The sequence below is a fragment of the Streptomyces sp. genome (genome assembly GCF_031181555.1).
Classification (GTDB): Bacteria; Actinomycetota; Actinomycetes; order Streptomycetales; family Streptomycetaceae; genus Streptomyces; species Streptomyces fimbriatus.
The window spans coordinates 6,333-21,846 of the sequence record NZ_JAPSKQ010000114.1; the positions used below are offsets into that span (position 1 = coordinate 6,333).

The following is a 15,514-nucleotide window of genomic DNA, read 5'->3' on the forward strand; positions in this document are numbered from 1 at the left end:
GAAGGTAGGGAGGGAGCGTTTCCGGTCTGTGGCCCACGGTGACCGGCGGGGAACGTTGCTCTCACCTCCGGCGGGGACGGGATGAGAGGTGCCCGGCCCCGCGCGGTGGGGTCAGCGCCGCGGGGGCTGCCAGTAAGGGTTCTGCTGGGGGTGCTGAGGCTGCTGGGGCGTCTGCTGCCGCGGGTACGGCGGCTGCGGCTGGGCGCAGGGGCCCGGGACGGGCTGGGCGTACGGCGTCGGGGGCTGCTGGGGCCGTCCGGGCCGCCAGGCCCATCGGCGGAGCCGACGCGAAGCGCCCTCGAGGCGGGCCGCGGAAGCACGACACCGGCCAAGAAGCGGACCCCGCGGCCACCGGACAGCCGGGGCCGCGCGGACCGTCCCTGACGTCAGCCGCGGTGCGCCGCGCCGGTCCTGCCGCTCCGCCGGCCCGCGGAGCGCTTCGCGCCGTTCGGCCACAGGCGCGGCCTCCGCTTCGCCGCGAGGTCCTCGACCCAGCCGACCGCGAGGACCATCAGGCCGATGAGCGGCCAGACCAGGGCGAACATCCAGATCGTGTACGTGCTGCTGAGGGCTTCCACCCCGCGCTCGCTCTGCATGAACGGCAGGCGGTACAGCAGGTCGACGATCGGGATCGTCGCCATGATCAGCAGGTTGTGCCACAGGTAGATGGTGACCGCCCGGTTGTTGGACAGGGTCACCAGCCTGTCCCACCTCTTCAGCCGGCCGGGGAGTTCCCGCCACGACGGGGAGTACTGGAGCAGGATCACGACGAAGCCGAACGACCAGGTGGCCTGGGCCAGCGGGATGTCGTTGAGGTCCCAGCCGTCGGGGCCCAGGTGGTTCGAGGCCCACCACAGGCCGAAGGCCATCACCAGGGACGCGCAGGAGACGGAGACGTACCGCGGGATCTGCTTCAGCAGGCCTTCCTGGTGGGCGAAGCCCAGCACCCAGCAGCCGCCGTAGACCGCGAAGTCGGTGACCGCGTTGCCCGTTTCGCCGGGGATGGTCACCAGGCCCGTGCCGACGACCGCCGTCAGGCCCAGCGGGGCGAGCAGGGTCGGCCAGGGGGCCCGGCGGAACAGCCAGAGCAGCAGCGGCGACGCGAGGACGAACCACAGGTAGGCGCGCAGGTACCACAGCGGTCCCGCCGCCTGCACCGCCCAGGTGTCCTCCAGCAGGCCCGACGGGGAGCCGATGTGCCAGGGGTAGGGCGGGGCGCCGATCGGGACGAGGTAGTTGAACAGCCCGATCAGGCCCCAGGTGTCACCGTGGTCCGGGTCCTTCGCCGGGTTCCAGCCGTTCAGGAACATCATCGTCAGCACGACCGCGGCGAACGCCCACAGGGGCGGCAGGAGACGGCGGAGCCGGCCGCGGACCACGCTCACCGCCGGACGGTTCAGCGAACGCGCCATCAGCGAGCCCGCCAGCGCGAACATCACGCCCATCGACGGGAACAGCACCGTCAGCCAGGCCCAGCCGAAGAGGTGGTAGACCACGACGCGGACCAGGGCTATGGAGCGCAGCAGGTCGAGGTACCGGTCCCGGCCCGGCTTCTCGGGAGCGGCCGGCGCGGCGGCGGGATCCGGTGCGGGTGCGGGCTCGGCCGTGCGCTGTCGCGGGACGGCGTACGGCATCCCCGCGGCCCCGGTCGGGTCCCCCGCGTGCGGGGTTCCGTAGGGGCCGTACGGGCCGGCCGGCTCCGGGCCCGTGCCGGTCGTGTATCCGTGGGTCATGCCACGGGCCTCCGATCATCGCTGCTCTGCGAACGCTGGCGCGGCACGGAGCCGCCGGGCGCCTCGACGACACCGGTGCGCCGCAGCTTCTGCCAGCGCAGGCGGCCGCCGGTGAGCGCGGTGATCCAGGACTGGAGCAGCACGACGTACATGAGCTGGCGGTAGAGGATCTGCTGCAGCGGCAGCGAGATGAGGTGGGTCATGCGTTCGCGGTCGAGGCGGAAGGCGTACGCCGCGCAGACCGCCTGGATGGCCAGGACGCCCAGCCACGCCACGATCGTCTTCTCGGTCGGGCCGAACACGAGCCCGTACACCAGGAACACGTCGATCAGCGGGGCCAGCAGCGGGGCCAGGACCATGAACAGGGAGACGAAGGGCAGGCCCACGCGGCCGAAGCGGCCCGAGGGGCCCTTCTCGATGACGGCGCGGCGGTGCTTCCAGATGGCCTGCATGGTGCCGTACGACCAGCGGTAGCGCTGGGACCACAACTGCTGGACCGTCTCGGGGGCCTCGGTCCAGGCGCGGGCGTTCTCGGCGTAGACCACGCGCCAGCCGGCGCGGTGCAGCGCCATGGTGACGTCGGTGTCCTCGGCGAGCGTGTCGTCGCTCATGCCGCCGATCGGCTCCAGCGCCGAGCGCCGGAAGGCTCCCACGGCGCCCGGGATGGTCGGCATGCAGCCCAGGACGTCGTACATGCGGCGGTCCAGGTTGAAGCCCATCACGTACTCGATGTGCTGCCAGGCGCCGATGAGGCTGTCCTTGTTGCCGACCTTCGCGTTGCCCGCCACGGCGCCCACCCTCGGGTCGCCGAAGGGCTGGACGAGTTCGCGGACGGTGGACGGTTCGAAGACCGTGTCGCCGTCCATCATGACGACGATGTCGTGACGGGCGTTGGCCAGGCCCCGGTTGAGCGCCGCCGGCTTGCCCGCGTTGAGCTGGCGGATCACCCGCACGTTGGGCAGGCCCAGGGACTCGACGATGCGGGCGGTGCCGTCGGTGGAGCCGTCGTCGATGACGAGGATCTCGATCGGGTGGTCGCTGGCCATCAGGGAACGGACGGTGTTCTCGATGCACTTGGCCTCGTTGTACGCCGGGACCAGCACCGTCACCGGTTCGGTGACCGGCGGGCCCCAGCGGAAGCCCTTGCGGCGGACCCGGCGGGCGTGGGCGCCGGAGAGCAGCAGCATGAGCACGAAGCGGCCGATGACCAGGGTGCCGATGATCGCCAGGCCCACCACCAGGACGTCGGTGATCTTCTCCGAGGCCTGGACCAGGAAGATCCACGCCTTGCCCTTCCACAGGTCGGCGCCGGTGACCGGGCTGTGCGCGCTGGGCGCGTCCAGGGCCTCGGTGAGGTTGTCGAACTCGTAGCCCCGCTCCTTCAGGTCGGGCAGGAACCTGTCCAGCGCCGCGACGGTCTGGCTGCGGTCGCCGCCGGAGTCGTGCATCAGGACGATGGCGCCCTCGCCGTTCTCCGGCGTGGCGCGGCGGATGATCTCGTCGACGCCGGGCCGCTTCCAGTCCTCGCTGTCGGTGTTGTTGACGACGGTGAGGTAACCGCGGCTGCCGATGTACTGGGTGACCGGCCAGGTCTTGTTGTCCATGGCGCCGGCGAAGGAGGAGTACGGCGGGCGGAAGAGCGAGGTGCGGATGCCGGCGGCACCGGTGATCGCCAGCTGGTTCTGCGACAGCTCCCAGTCGATGCGCTTCTTGGACTGCAGGGAGAGGTCGGGGTGGTTGAAGGTGTGCAGGCCGATCTCGTGGCCCTCGTCGACCATGCGCTTGACGAGGTCCGGGTAGCGGGAGGCCATGGTGCCGGTGACGAAGAAGACCGCGTGCGCGTCGTGCTTCTTCAGCACGTCCAGCACCCTCGGCGTCCAGGTCGGGTCCGGGCCGTCGTCGAAGGTGAGGACCAGTCGCTGGTCGGGCACGCTCAGGCTCTCGGTGCGGCCGGCGCGGGCGTCGATGACCGGGCCGCCCTCGAGGATCTCCTCCGGCACCCGGTCGGTGGGGGCGGGCGACTGGACGCGGTGGTCGGCGAGGATCTCGCTGTGCACGTATCCGCGCAGCATGAGCATCGCCGCCAGGGCGACGAGGACGAGCAGCGGGAGCAGCAGGCGCAGGGGCAGGCGGCGGCGCGGGGAGCCGCCACGGGCTGGGCGCGCGGCCCCGCGACGGTGGGTGCGGGATGCCATCAGAGGACGTTCTCCGGGGACGGTGCGGCAGGGGGGACGGGCGGTTCCGACTACGTGGCGGGGCTCTCGGCGGCGGCCGGCGGGCCGGCGGGAGCGCCGGCGAGGTCGTCGGTGCCGGTGTCACCGCCGTCACCGCCGTCACCGCCGCCCGTGGGCGCGGTCGTCCCGGGGGCGGGGCCGTCCGTCGCGGGCGGGTCGGGGACCGGTGTGATCGGGGTTTCGTCCGGGACCGTGGGGGCGACGACGTCGTCGCCCGCGCCCGGGTTCGTGGGGTTCTTCCGGGTCTCCGCCGGCGTCGGGGCGACGGTCGTGTCCGGCCCGTCCACGGCGCCGGTGGTGCCGGGTGCGGGGGCGGTGGCGCCGGGCGCGGGCAGCGTGGGGGCGCCGGTGGTCGGCGTGCCGTCCGGGGCGAGGCTGCTGCCGGAGCCGGGGGTGGCGTCCGTCTCCGCGGGCTGCGGCGAGGTCCCGACCTTCCCCGCGGGCTGCTCCTGCTGGTCGGGGACGGGCATCCAGGGGGCGTCGGAGTTGCCGGACAGCAGCGTGGCGACCATGACGACGGCGTACGCCGCGCAGGCGAGGCCGATGGCCAGGCCTATGCGGCGGTAGAGACGGCTGCGGCGGCCGGACTCGTCGACGAACACGGGCCCGCCGGAGGCGTCCTGCCCCTCGCCCGCCCGGCCCGGCGACCGGTGCAGCACGCCGCCTTCCCCGAACTGCACGGCGTCGAGCTGAACCGTCACTTCATGCGGGTCATGGGTGGCCGCGGCGGACTCGGCGGCCTCTTCCTGCCAGGGGTCACGGGCAGGGGTGCGGGGGCCCGCCGGGGAGGAGGGCCATGTCACCCTGACGCCGGGAGCACCGGGGACGCGGGGGCGGGGGACCCGCAGGGCCGTGGTGCGCTCGGCGTCCCACGGATCGTCCGCGTGCTCACCGCTCGCGGGCGCGGTGCGGTCCGCGCCCCCCCGGGCGTCCTCGCGGTCGCCCGCGGGCGCCGTGCCGTCCGTGGCCGCGGGGGGATCCGCGAGGCGGGAGGCGCCGCTCAGGACCTGGGTCCTGTCGTTCCCGCCGGAGAGGACCCCGAGACGGGCCCAGCGGTCCTCGAGGGAGTCGAAGCCGGCGCCGGCCTCGGCACCGGCGTCGGGGTCGGCCTCGTAAATGTCCGCACCGTCCTTCGCTCCAGGTTCGGCGGAGCCGCCACTCCTGGGGAGGAGGCGCGTGTCACTCCGGTCCCGGTCCTCGTCGTTCTCCGGGAACTCCTCGAACGCCCCTGCGGCATCGAGCCGTTCCGGTTGGGCGTCTTCTCGCCATTTTTCCACGCGCGCGCACTTCCCCCCACGGGATGGTTCCGGGTGCGCGTACGACCCGAGCACTCGTCGCCGGATCGGGCCCCCACCCGTTCCGAGCGCCCCGTTTACCACACAGTGCTCGGGCGACGAATGTAGCGCACGCGGAGGAGGTGTGTTCGCCGCGTGCCCTTTCGCAGCAGGGGTGAGACATCACACAGTCGTCATCACGGCGGCGTCGTCGGCCGGAATCCATCCCCTCTCGGGCCGCTCCAGCCAGCCCTCCTCGGCGGCGAGGACGGCCGCGGCCCGTCGGAGTCCGTCCAGAGCGGGATGAACCAGGCCTTTTCGCCACACCAGTGACACAGGTGACAGCGGAACCGGGTCGACGAGAGGGCGCAGCACGGTCGCGGGCAGCTCCGGGAAGTCCACCACGGCGAGGATCGGATGGCGCGTCCTGGCCATGAGCCGCTGGAACTCCTCGTCCCCGACGGCCAGCGGGGCGGGCGGCGCGAGCGCGATGCCCCGCCCCTCGAACAGCAGCCGGGCGAGATCCGTCCACTCCGGCGTACGCGGGTTCCCGGCCCCGGCGTACACCGTCTCGCCGGCCAGCGCGGCGAGCGGCACCTCGGGCAGGGAGGCGAGCCGGTGGTCCTCGGGCAGCACGACCGCCATCGGCTCGTAGCGCACGGGCTGGTGGCCGAGCCCGGCCCGCAGCGCCGGGGGGAGTCCCGCGAACCGTCCGAACGACGCGTCGAGCCGCCCGGCGAGCACCTCCCCCGCCGCCCAGGTCAGCCCGCTCTCGTAACGGGCCATCAGCTCGTGTCCGGGGGCGAGTTCGCGGGCCCGGTGCAGCACCCGGCGCGGGGTCTCCAGGCCCGGCGAGTTGAGGTCCACCAGCAGGGGCCGGGCCTGCCCGGCGGCGGCGAGCAGGTCGTCCTGCGCCTGGAGCACCCGGCGCGCGTACGGCAGCAGCCGCTCGCCGTCGGCGGTGAGCGTCACCTGGCGGGTGGTCCGGACGAACAGCTCGCTGCCCAGCTCCCGTTCCAGCCGCCGCACGTCCCGGCTGAGCGCCTGCTGGGCGACGTAGAGGCGCACGGCGGCGCGGGTGAAGTGCAGTTCCTCGGCGACGGTGACGAAGGCGCGCAGGAGGCGGGGGTCGAGGTGGGCGGGGGCGGACACCCCGCGAACCTACAACACGGGTGCGTGAATCGGCACCGGGAAGGTGTTGGACCGCCCGCGCGATCACGGGCGACGGTGGGGGCATGCCTCAGCCGAACCCCCGGGACGCCGTCCTGCTCACCGTCACCTCCGACACCCTCGTCGCCGCCGACCTCGGCCCGCGCGGCCGGGCCGACGGCCGGGAGGACAGCCGGCCGGGCAGCCGGGAGGAGGGCCCGTACCGGCGGCTCTTCGCGCTGCCCGGCACCCGTGCGTTCACGGCCGGCAACCTCATCGCCCGGCTGCCGATGGGCATGTTCAGCGTGAGCGCGGTCGTGATGATCGCCGGGACGCGCGATTCGTACGCCCTCGCCGGTGCCGTCACCGCGACGGGCCTGGCGGCGACCGCGGTGGTCGCCCCGTGGACCGCGCGCCTGGTCGACCGGTACGGGCAGGCCCGCGTCGCCCTGCCCGCCACGGTGTTCGCCGTGCTGGGCTCCCTCGCCCTGCTGCTCTGCGTGCGCCACGACGCCCCGGACTGGACCCTGTTCGCCTCCTACGCCGCCACCGCCACGACCCCCAACACCGGCGGGATGTCCCGGGCCCGCTGGGCCCACCTGCTGAAGGGGGACGCCGAGGCCCTGCACACCGCGAACTCCTTCGAGCAGGCCGCGGACGAGTTGTGCTTCATGCTCGGCCCGGTGCTCGCGGCCTTCCTGTGCGGGGCGTTCTTCCCGGAGGCGGGCACCCTCGTGGGGGCCGTGCTGCTGCTGGCGGGCGTGCTGCTGTTCACCGCCCAGCGGTCCACCGAGCCGCCGGTCGCGCGGCGCGCGCCCGGCGGCGCCCCCTTCCGGGTCCCCGGCATGCGGCCGCTGCTCGCCGTGTGCCTGGCGACGGGTGCGGTGTTCGGTTCGCTGGAGGTCGTCACCCTCGCGTTCGCGGACGACCGGGGGCACCGCTCCGCGGCCGGTGCGGTGCTCGCGCTCCAGGCGGCCGGCTCCTGCGCGGCGGGCCTGCTGTACGGCGCGATACGCCCCGCCGGGCCCGCGCGGGCCCGGCTGCCGTGGTGCCTGGCCGCGATGACCGCGCTGATGACCCTGCCGCTGCTCGCGGCCGGCCTGACCGGCTCGCTCCCGGTGCTGGCGGGGACGCTCCTGCTGGCCGGCATGGCCACGGCCCCGACGATGGTGACCACCATGACCCTGGTCCAGCGGTACACCCCCGAGGGCCGGCTGAACGAGGGCATGACGCTCGCGGTGACCGGTCTGCTCGGCGGGATCGCCTGCGGCAGCGCGGCCGGCGGCTGGACGGTGGAGCACGTCTCGGCGACTGCCGGGTACGGCGTTCCGGTGGCGGCGGCCGCGACCGCCCTGATCGTCTCCGCCGCCCTGTTCGGGCGGTCGAACCGCTTCCCGTTCGAGCCGTCGAACCGCCCCGCGGATTCCCGCGCACCCCATTGACGGCCCCGCGCCCCGCACATACCTTCACCCGTCGAAGCGCTTCGACGGGTGCTTCGCCCCCTTCGGCATCCCCCACGGACAGTGCCAGGTGAGGACCCCCGATGGTGAAGATCACGGACGTGGCCCGGCGCGCCGGGGTCTCCCCGAGCACGGTCTCGTACGCGCTCAGCGGCAAGCGTCCGATCTCCGACGCCACCCGGCGGCGCGTCCAGGCCGCCGTCCGCGAGCTGGGCTACCGTCCGCACGCCATCGGCCGTCCCCCGGCCGACCGCCGGTCGAAGGTGCTGGCCCTCGCGGTCCCGCTGCGCTCCGGCGTCCACGTGCCGGTGGTCACGCAGTTCGCGGTGTCGGTGGTCACCGCCGCCCGCGCCCACGACCACGACGTGCTGCTGCTCACCCAGGGCGAGGGCGAGGAGGGCATCGGGCGCGTCGCGGCCGCGGGGCTGGCGGACGCGGTGGTGGTGATGGACGTACAGCTCCAGGACCCCCGGCTGCCGTTGCTGCGCTCGCTGTCCCTGCCGTCCGTGCTGATCGGCGTCCCCGCCGAACCGGACGGGCTGACCTGTGTCGACCTGGATTTCCGGGCGGCCGGTGAGCTGTGCGTGGACCATCTGGCGCGGCTCGGCCACCGGGTGGTGGCGCTGGTCGGCTCGCCCCCGGAGGTGTACGTACGGCGGACCGCGTTCGCACGGCGGCTCGTGCAGGGCTTCACGTCCGCCGCCGACCGGCACCGGCTCACCTCCGCGGTGCACCCGTGCGGAACCGGCCGGGACGCCGCCCGCGCGATCGCCGAGCGGCTGCTGCGCGAGCAGCCGGCGCTGACCGGGGTGGTCGTGCACAACGAACCGCTCCTCGACCCGCTGATCGACGCCTTCGAGCGGCTCGGCCTGCGCGTCCCCGGCGACCTGTCCCTCATCGCCGTCTGCCCCGCCCCCGTCGCGGCCTCGGCCCGCGTCCCGGTCACCTCGGTCGCCGTGCCGTCCGCGGAGCTGGGCACCCGCGCGGTGCACCTGCTGGTGCGGAAGCTGTCCGGCACCCCCGTACCGGGGACCACCCTGCTGCCGCCCCGCCTGACGGAGCGGGCCAGCACGGCGGCGCGGGCGGCCGCGTGACAGCCGTACGAGTCGCATGACAGCCACATGACAAGGGCCCGGCACGACACAGGCCCCGCCGCTCTGAGCGACGGGGCCTGTGCCCACATGGGGTGGAGTGGAGATGGCGGGAATCGAACCCGCGTCCAACGGTGCGGAACCAGGGCTTCTCCGTGTGCAGTCGGCTGTGCTTTTCTCGGCCCCGGAGATCACGCCGACAAGTCTCCGACGGGCTCAGTCACTGTGTGTTTTCCCTCTTCACCCCGTGACCGGGATCAAGGTTTAGTTCCCTAGATGATGCCAGGATCCGGGTCGGGAACACCCCCGGGCTGACACTCCCTTAAGTAGGGGAGCCGCTGCTCGCTACCTGAAGATCAGGCAGCGAGGGCGAGCTCGCCCTGGGAGATGGATCGCTTGGAATTGGCGATTATTTTTTTCGGCCTGTGGTTTACGAGATCATGGCCGCTTCCTCGACACGCTTCCCCTGCTTCGACAGCCGCTGTCGAAACCGATCATCCCCATGTTGATTTCTCAAGGTGCGCACCCACGGTGAGGTGCAGGTGCCATCGTACGCGACCGACGCCCGACGATGCCACCGTATTCCCGGCGGTCGTCCCGCCGTTTCCGGCGGGTCACCCCGCCGTGGTACCGGATTCAACGCCGCCCGGTGCCGATGTGTTCCCGCTCAGGCGCGCTGCTTCCTGCGGACCGCCGAGATCGCCCGCTCGGCCTCGCGCCGGTCCTGCTTCTCGCGCAGCGTCTGGCGCTTGTCGTACTCCTTCTTGCCCTTGGCCAGCGCGATCTCGATCTTCGCGCGGCCGTCCTTGAAGTACAGGGAGAGCGGCACGATGGTGTGGCCGGTCTCCTGGGACTTCGACTCCAGCTTGTCGATCTCCTCGCGGTGCAGCAGCAGCTTGCGCTTGCGCCGGGCGCTGTGGTTGGTCCAGGTGCCCTGGCTGTACTCCGGGACGTGCACGTTGTGCAGCCACGCCTCGTGGTCGGTCAGCTGGACGAAGCCGTCGACCAGCGACGCCCGGCCCTGACGCAGCGACTTCACCTCGGTCCCGGTGAGGACCAGACCGGCCTCGTAGGTGTCGATGATGAGGTAGTCGTGCCGCGCCTTCTTGTTCTGCGCGATCAGCTTGCGCCCTTTTTCCTTAGCCATAGTGCCGCCCATTTTCGCACTACGGAGGGGGTCCGCGGGAAGCCGATTACCGACCCGGCGCGGTGCCGGTGCTACCGGCCCAGGCCGCTGAGGACCGTCTCGGCCCGCTCGAGCGCCTCGTCGTCGGCCTCCAGGTCGGGGGTGAGGCCGCGGCCGTCGACGCTCCGGCCGGAGGGGGTGCGGTAGTGACCGACGGTCAGTTCGGCGACGGAGCCGTCGGGCAGCGGGGTCGGCATCTGGACCGAGCCCTTGCCGAAGGTGCGGGAGCCCACGACGACCGCCCGTCCGCGGTCCTGCAGGGCGCCGGTGAGGAGCTCGGCCGCGCTCATCGTCCCGCCGTCGACGAGCGCGACCAGGGGCCTGGTGGTGTCGCCGCCGGGCTCGGCGTGCAGGGCGCGCTGCTCGCCCTCGACGTCGTAGGTGGCGACCAGTCCGCCGTCGAGGAAGGCGGAGGCCGCGGTGACCGCCTCGGCGACCAGACCGCCGGAGTTGCCGCGCAGGTCGAGGACGATCCCGGCGCCGGCCGGGGCCCGCCGCACGGCGGTGCGGACCTCGTCGCCGGAGCCCTTGGTGAAGGCGGCGACCTCGACGACGGTGACCCGGTCGGCGATGTCCCGGACGGTGACCGTGTCGCGGGACAGCCGGGCCCGGCGCAGGGTCTCGCTCCACGCGCGGGTGCCGCGCTCCAGACCGAGGCGGACGGTGGTGCCGGCGGACTCACCGGTGCCGTCCCCGCGCAGTAAGGAGACCACCTCGGTGACGGGGCGTCCGTCGACCTTCTCGCCGTCGACGCTGCGCAGCCGGTCGCCCACGCGGATCCCGGCGTCGGCGGCGGGGGTGCCGCTGCCGACCTTCGTCACCTCGATACGCCCGTTCCGCTCGCGGGCCCACAGGCCGACACCGGTGTACCGGCCGTCCAGGGCCTCCTCGAACTCCTCGTACTCGCCCGGGGAGTAGACGGCGGCCCAGCGGTCCCCGCTGCGGCTGACGGCGCGCTCGGCGGCCTCCACGGGGGACGTGCCGTCGGCCACGGCCTCCTCGGCCGCCCTGGTGACGGCCGTGTGGTGCCCGGCGGGTGCGGCCGGACGGGCCTCGTCGGACGCGGTCCCCCGGCCGGACCCGGGCAGGTTGCCGGTGGCGGCGCCGGCGACGAGCACGCTCGCGAACACCAGGGTCAGGGCGGCCCCGCGGCGGACGCGAGGGGGCTGACAGAACGGGTCACGACCTGACATGCCGGTGAGTCTAGGACAACGCGAAGGGACGCACGGCCGGTTGGCCGCACGCCCCCTCCGGGCAAGAATCACACCTTCAGATACTTGCGCAACGCGAAGAACGCGGCCAACGCGGGCATCAGCAGACTCGTGGCGAGGATGAGCGGCAGCTTCGTCAGCACGGCGTCCCAGCCGATGAAGTTGATCAGGTTCAGCTTCTCGGACAGGGCCAGGCCGTGGTCGATGATGAAGTACCGCCCGAGCAGGAGGAATCCGCACGCGAGCGTGCCGCCGATGAGTCCGGCGACCGCGGCCTCCATGATGAACGGCGCCTGGATGTAGAAGCCCGAGGCGCCGACCAGGCGCATGATCCCGGTCTCGCGGCGGCGGCTGAACGCCGAGACGCGCACCGTGTTCACGATCAGCATCAGGGCGACGACCAGCATGAGCGCCATCACCGCGCGGGCGGCCCAGTTCATGCCGTTCAGCAGCCCGAAGAGGTTGTCCAGGATGCCCTTCTGGTCCTGCACCGACTGCACACCGTCACGCCCGTCGAAGGCGGTCGCGATGACCTGGTACTTCTCCGGGTCCGTCAGCTTGATGCGGTACGACTCCTGCATCTGGTCCGGCGTGAGGGAACTGGCCAGCGGGGAGTCGCCGAACTGCTCCTTGTAGTGCTTGTACGCCTCGTCCTGCGACTCGTACGTGACCGTGTCGACGACCGACATCTTCTCCAGGTCGGTCTTGATCTGGTTCTTCTGGTCCTCGGTCACCGCGCCCTTGGCGCAGTTCGGATCGGACTCGGCGTCACTCTTGTTGCACAGGAAGATGGAGACGTTGACCTTGTCGTACCAGTAGCCCTTCATGGTGTTGACCTGGTCGCTCATCAGGAGCGACCCGCCGAACAGGGCGAGCGACAGGGCGACGGAGACGATGACCGCGAAGGTCATCGTCAGATTGCGGCGGAGACCGACGCCGATCTCCGACAGGACGAACTGGGCGCGCATGGCGGGTCCTTCAGGCCTTTCCGTGGACGCGATGGGGCGCGATCGGAGGTGATCAGTGCTGGTAGCCGTAGACGCCGCGCGCCTGGTCGCGGACGAGGCGGCCCTTCTCCAGCTCGATGACGCGCTTGCGCATCTGGTCCACGATGTTCTGGTCGTGCGTCGCCATCACCACGGTGGTGCCCGTCCGGTTGATGCGGTCGAGCAGCTTCATGATGCCGACGGAGGTCTGCGGGTCGAGGTTGCCGGTGGGCTCGTCGCAGATGAGCAGCTTGGGCCGGTTGACGAAGGCCCGCGCGATGGCGACGCGCTGCTGCTCACCGCCGGAGAGCTCGCCGGGCATCCGGTCCTCCTTGCCGCCGAGGCCGACGAGGTCGAGCACCTGCGGCACGGACTTGCGGATCTCGCCGCGCGACTTGCCGATGACCTCCTGCGCGAAGGCGACGTTCTCGGCGACCGTCTTGTTCGGCAGCAGGCGGAAGTCCTGGAACACCGTCCCCAGCTGGCGCCGGATCTGCGGCACCTTCCAGTTGGAGACGCGCGCGAGGTCCTTGCCCAGGACGTGCACCTGCCCGTGGCTGGCCCGCTCCTCGCGGAGGATCAGCCGCAGGAAGGTGGACTTTCCGGAGCCGGAGGACCCCACGAGGAACACGAACTCGCCCTTCTCGACCTCCAGGGAGACGTCCCTGAGGGCAGGGCGGTTCTGCTTGGGGTAGACCTTGGACACGTTGTCGAATCGGATCACGGATGCACCACGGGTAGCCGGGGGTAGATGAGCGTGACCATACGCGAAGCGGAAGGACGACCGCAGTCACCGTCCGGGGTTGCGCGACACATGTTCCCTTTGTGACGGATGTACGGCGCCCCGGCGGACCCGCGCGGTCCCGCTGCCGGGGGCAGGATACGGGGGGCCGCGCCGTTTGCCGCGGAACCTGGCACAGTGGAGGGGAACGTTCGCGTGGTCGCGGGCGTTGTGTCGATGGAACCGGTGGGAGGAGGGCGAGCGCATGACGTATGACCGGCTGGTGTGCGCGAACTGCGCCGCGCCCGTGAGCGAGGGCCGGTGCCCGGTGTGCCGTGCGAACCGCGAGCGGCTGCAGCAGGAGAACTTCTTCGCGGGACTGAACCCGACGGCGCTGGTCGCGCTGCTGGTGATGCTGGTCGCGGCGGTGGCGCTGCTCGCCCACCAGACCGCCTGACGCCCGCCCGACACCTGGCCCTCCGGCCGGGGACGAGACGTACGAGGGGCCCGGAGCGCGGTGGCGCTCCGGGCCCCTCGGCCTACGTCATCCGTACGCTGCGTACGCGCGCGGCCACCGTCAGGCGGCGGCGCCCCGGTCGGTCATGAGGCGCGGCAGCACCCGGAAGCCGATGCCGCCGGCGATCATCGTGGCGGCACCGATCACCAGGAAGGTGGTCTCCATGGCACCGGTCTCGGCGAGCTCCTTGCCGTCGCCCTGGGCGGCGGGGGCGGGCACCTCGTCGCCGGTGTCGGTGAGCACCGAGGAGCCCTGCTCCTGGGTGGAGGCCCCACCGTCGGGGTCGGCGGCGTTGCCGCTGCCGTTGCCACCGCCATTACCGTTGCCGTTGCCCGGCTCGGTGGGCTCGGCCGGCTCCTCCGGCTCGGTGGGCTCGTTCGGCTCCTCCGGCTCGGTGGGCTCGCCCGTGGGCTCCTCCGGCGTGGTCGGCTCCCCGGTGGGCTCCTCGGGGATCGTGGTCGGCGGCTCCTCGGGGATCGTGGTCGGCGGGGTCGTCGGCGGGGTCGGCTCGCCGGTCGGGTCCGCGTCGTCGAGGTCCGCCTCGACACCGAGGTCGAGACCCTCCTCGCTCGCCCCGGCGCTCACGCCGATCTCGAGGGCGGAGGCCGCGCCGGCCGCGGTGAGCGAGGCGCCGGCCGCGATCACGGCGCCGGCCGCGATCCGTGCGACACGGATCCGCGTCTTCTTGGTCATGTGGTTGCTACCCCCAGTAGCTCATCGTCAATGAGGCGGCGCTCGGGGGCCGTGATCAACGGGGGTAACTGCGGTGAAACGCCCCCCGGTTCACATGCGCCCCAGAGATACGCATGCCACGCTTCACCCTTCCGATTTTTCAAAAGAACGTCAAGGCCGTTGCGTACGCGATGTCCGGCTCCGCACGCTTTGCCGAACATCGAGGCCGTGAGTGTGATGTAAAACCCAGACATCCCCGACAGAGGAAAGGCAACTGCCCCCGAGAAGGGGGCAGTTGCCTTGTCGACAAAGCGCCGTTCGCGCGGAGGGCTACTTCTCCTGCTGCTTGCGCCAGCGAATCCCGGCCTCCAGGAAGCCGTCGATCTCGCCGTTGAACACGGCCTCGGGGTTGCCGACCTCGTACTCCGTGCGCAGGTCCTTGACCATCTGGTACGGGTGCAGCACGTACGAACGCATCTGGTTGCCCCAGGAGTTGCCGCCGTCGCCCTTGAGGGCGTCCATCTTGGCCTGCTCCTCCTGGCGGCGCCGCTCCAGCAGCTTGGCCTGGAGGACGTTCATCGCCGTGGCCTTGTTCTGGATCTGGGAGCGCTCGTTCTGGCAGGAGACCACGATGCCGGTGGGGAGGTGCGTGATGCGCACCGCGGAGTCGGTGGTGTTCACGCCCTGGCCACCGGGGCCGGAGGAGCGGTAGACGTCGATGCGCAGGTCGGACTCGTCGATGTCGACGTGGTCGGACTGCTCGACGACGGGGAGCACCTCGACGCCGGCGAAGGAGGTCTGGCGCCGGCCCTGGTTGTCGAAGGGCGAGATGCGCACGAGGCGGTGGGTGCCCTGCTCGACCGAGAGGGTGCCGTAGGCGTAGGGCGCCTGGACGGAGAAGGTGGTCGACTTGATGCCGGCCTCCTCCGCGTACGACGTCTCGATCAGTTCGGTCTTGTAGCCGCGCTGCTCGGCCCAGCGCAGGTACATGCGCTGGAGCTTCTCGGCGAAGTCGGCGGCGTCGACGCCGCCGGCCTCGGCGCGGATGTTGACGAGCGCCTCGCGGGAGTCGTACTCGCCGCTGAGCAGGGTCCGGACCTCCATCTCGTCCAGCGCCTTCTTGACGGCGGCGAGCTCGGACTCGGCCTCGGCACGGGTGTCCGGGTCGTCCTCCTCCTCGGCCATCTCGAAGAGCACGGCGAGATCGTCGATCCGGCCGCGCAGCGCCTCGGCCTTCCGCACCTCGGCCTGGAGGTGGGAGAGCTTGCTGGTGATCTTCT

13 protein-coding genes and 1 other RNA gene are annotated in these 15,514 nt (G+C 72.2%); 3 read left to right on the forward strand and 11 right to left on the reverse strand.

What is annotated here, in order from left to right; all coding sequences use genetic code 11:
- Positions 1-386 precede the first annotated feature (386 nt).
- The 4 genes from RIM90_RS21460 to RIM90_RS21475 all read right to left on the reverse strand — a co-directional run bounded on the left by RIM90_RS21460 (position 387) and on the right by RIM90_RS21475 (position 6,393).
- Positions 387-1,733, reverse strand: coding sequence for an acyltransferase (locus RIM90_RS21460; RefSeq protein WP_309062370.1), 1,347 nt, complete (start codon positions 1,731-1,733; stop codon positions 387-389).
- The gene (locus RIM90_RS21465; protein WP_309062371.1) at positions 1,730-3,928 is read right to left on the reverse strand and encodes a polysaccharide deacetylase family protein; all 2,199 of its coding nucleotides are present in this window, start codon (positions 3,926-3,928) and stop codon (positions 1,730-1,732) included. Before RIM90_RS21465 ends, RIM90_RS21460 begins: the two co-directional genes overlap by 4 nt.
- Before the next feature lie 50 nt (positions 3,929-3,978).
- The gene (locus tag RIM90_RS21470) at positions 3,979-5,244 is read right to left on the reverse strand and encodes a hypothetical protein (RefSeq protein WP_309062372.1); all 1,266 of its coding nucleotides are present in this window, start codon (positions 5,242-5,244) and stop codon (positions 3,979-3,981) included.
- A 180-nt stretch (positions 5,245-5,424) separates the two neighbouring features.
- Positions 5,425-6,393 (reverse strand): LysR family transcriptional regulator, encoded by a 969-nt coding sequence (locus RIM90_RS21475; RefSeq protein WP_309062373.1) that lies wholly within the window; start codon positions 6,391-6,393, stop codon positions 5,425-5,427.
- Positions 6,394-6,476: 83 nt separating this feature from the next.
- Between RIM90_RS21475 and RIM90_RS21480 the strand changes: the two genes are divergently transcribed.
- Positions 6,477-7,832 (forward strand): MFS transporter, encoded by a 1,356-nt coding sequence (locus RIM90_RS21480; RefSeq protein ID WP_309062374.1) that lies wholly within the window; start codon positions 6,477-6,479, stop codon positions 7,830-7,832.
- Positions 7,833-7,933: 101 nt separating this feature from the next.
- Positions 7,934-8,944: a LacI family DNA-binding transcriptional regulator gene (locus RIM90_RS21485; RefSeq protein ID WP_309062375.1), complete on the forward strand. Its 1,011-nt coding sequence runs from the start codon at positions 7,934-7,936 to the stop codon at positions 8,942-8,944.
- Between the two features lie 95 nt (positions 8,945-9,039).
- On the opposite strand, the gene ssrA is transcribed toward RIM90_RS21485, so the two are convergent.
- The 5 genes from ssrA to ftsE form a co-directional block, all read right to left on the reverse strand.
- Positions 9,040-9,443, reverse strand: a transfer-messenger RNA (tmRNA) gene (gene ssrA, locus RIM90_RS21490).
- Between the two features lie 165 nt (positions 9,444-9,608).
- Positions 9,609-10,088, reverse strand: coding sequence for an SsrA-binding protein SmpB (smpB, locus tag RIM90_RS21495; RefSeq protein ID WP_260829037.1), 480 nt, complete (start codon positions 10,086-10,088; stop codon positions 9,609-9,611).
- Positions 10,089-10,159: 71 nt separating this feature from the next.
- Complete coding sequence (locus tag RIM90_RS21500; RefSeq protein ID WP_309062376.1) at positions 10,160-11,320, reverse strand: S41 family peptidase; 1,161 nt, start codon at positions 11,318-11,320, stop codon at positions 10,160-10,162.
- 68 nt (positions 11,321-11,388) lie between these two features.
- Entirely contained in the window at positions 11,389-12,306 is a 918-nt protein-coding gene (gene ftsX / locus RIM90_RS21505) for a permease-like cell division protein FtsX (RefSeq protein ID WP_309062377.1), read from the reverse strand.
- A gap of 52 nt (positions 12,307-12,358) precedes the next feature.
- Positions 12,359-13,048, reverse strand: coding sequence for a cell division ATP-binding protein FtsE (gene ftsE, locus RIM90_RS21510; RefSeq protein ID WP_004987389.1), 690 nt, complete (start codon positions 13,046-13,048; stop codon positions 12,359-12,361).
- Positions 13,049-13,310: 262 nt separating this feature from the next.
- On the opposite strand from ftsE, the gene RIM90_RS21515 reads away from it, so the two are divergent.
- Positions 13,311-13,502 carry a hypothetical protein gene (locus tag RIM90_RS21515; RefSeq protein ID WP_309062378.1) on the forward strand — a complete coding sequence of 64 codons (192 nt, stop codon included), beginning with the start codon at positions 13,311-13,313 and terminating at the stop codon, positions 13,500-13,502.
- A 120-nt stretch (positions 13,503-13,622) separates the two neighbouring features.
- Here RIM90_RS21515 and RIM90_RS21520 read toward each other — a convergent pair whose 3' ends face one another.
- Complete coding sequence (locus tag RIM90_RS21520) at positions 13,623-14,255, reverse strand: hypothetical protein (protein ID WP_309062379.1); 633 nt, start codon at positions 14,253-14,255, stop codon at positions 13,623-13,625.
- Between the two features lie 309 nt (positions 14,256-14,564).
- Positions 14,565-15,514 (reverse strand): peptide chain release factor 2 (gene prfB, locus RIM90_RS21525; RefSeq protein WP_309062380.1); only part of this gene is annotated, 950 nt, incomplete at its 5' end.

What these genes read in the sequence shown, in the direction of transcription:
- RIM90_RS21465 (WP_309062371.1), bottom strand. Translation starts at nt 3,928, where the DNA reads ATGGCATCCCGCACCCACCGTCGCGGGGCCGCGCGCCCAGCCCGTGGC.
- RIM90_RS21480 (WP_309062374.1), top strand. Translation starts at nt 6,477, where the DNA reads ATGCCTCAGCCGAACCCCCGGGACGCCGTCCTGCTCACCGTCACCTCC.
- RIM90_RS21520 (WP_309062379.1), bottom strand. Translation starts at nt 14,255, where the DNA reads ATGACCAAGAAGACGCGGATCCGTGTCGCACGGATCGCGGCCGGCGCC.
- RIM90_RS21485 (WP_309062375.1), top strand. Translation starts at nt 7,934, where the DNA reads ATGGTGAAGATCACGGACGTGGCCCGGCGCGCCGGGGTCTCCCCGAGC.
- ftsX (WP_309062377.1), bottom strand. Translation starts at nt 12,306, where the DNA reads ATGCGCGCCCAGTTCGTCCTGTCGGAGATCGGCGTCGGTCTCCGCCGC.
- smpB (WP_260829037.1), bottom strand. Translation starts at nt 10,088, where the DNA reads ATGGCTAAGGAAAAAGGGCGCAAGCTGATCGCGCAGAACAAGAAGGCG.
- RIM90_RS21460 (WP_309062370.1), bottom strand. Translation starts at nt 1,733, where the DNA reads ATGACCCACGGATACACGACCGGCACGGGCCCGGAGCCGGCCGGCCCG.
- RIM90_RS21500 (WP_309062376.1), bottom strand. Translation starts at nt 11,320, where the DNA reads ATGTCAGGTCGTGACCCGTTCTGTCAGCCCCCTCGCGTCCGCCGCGGG.
- RIM90_RS21515 (WP_309062378.1), top strand. Translation starts at nt 13,311, where the DNA reads ATGACGTATGACCGGCTGGTGTGCGCGAACTGCGCCGCGCCCGTGAGC.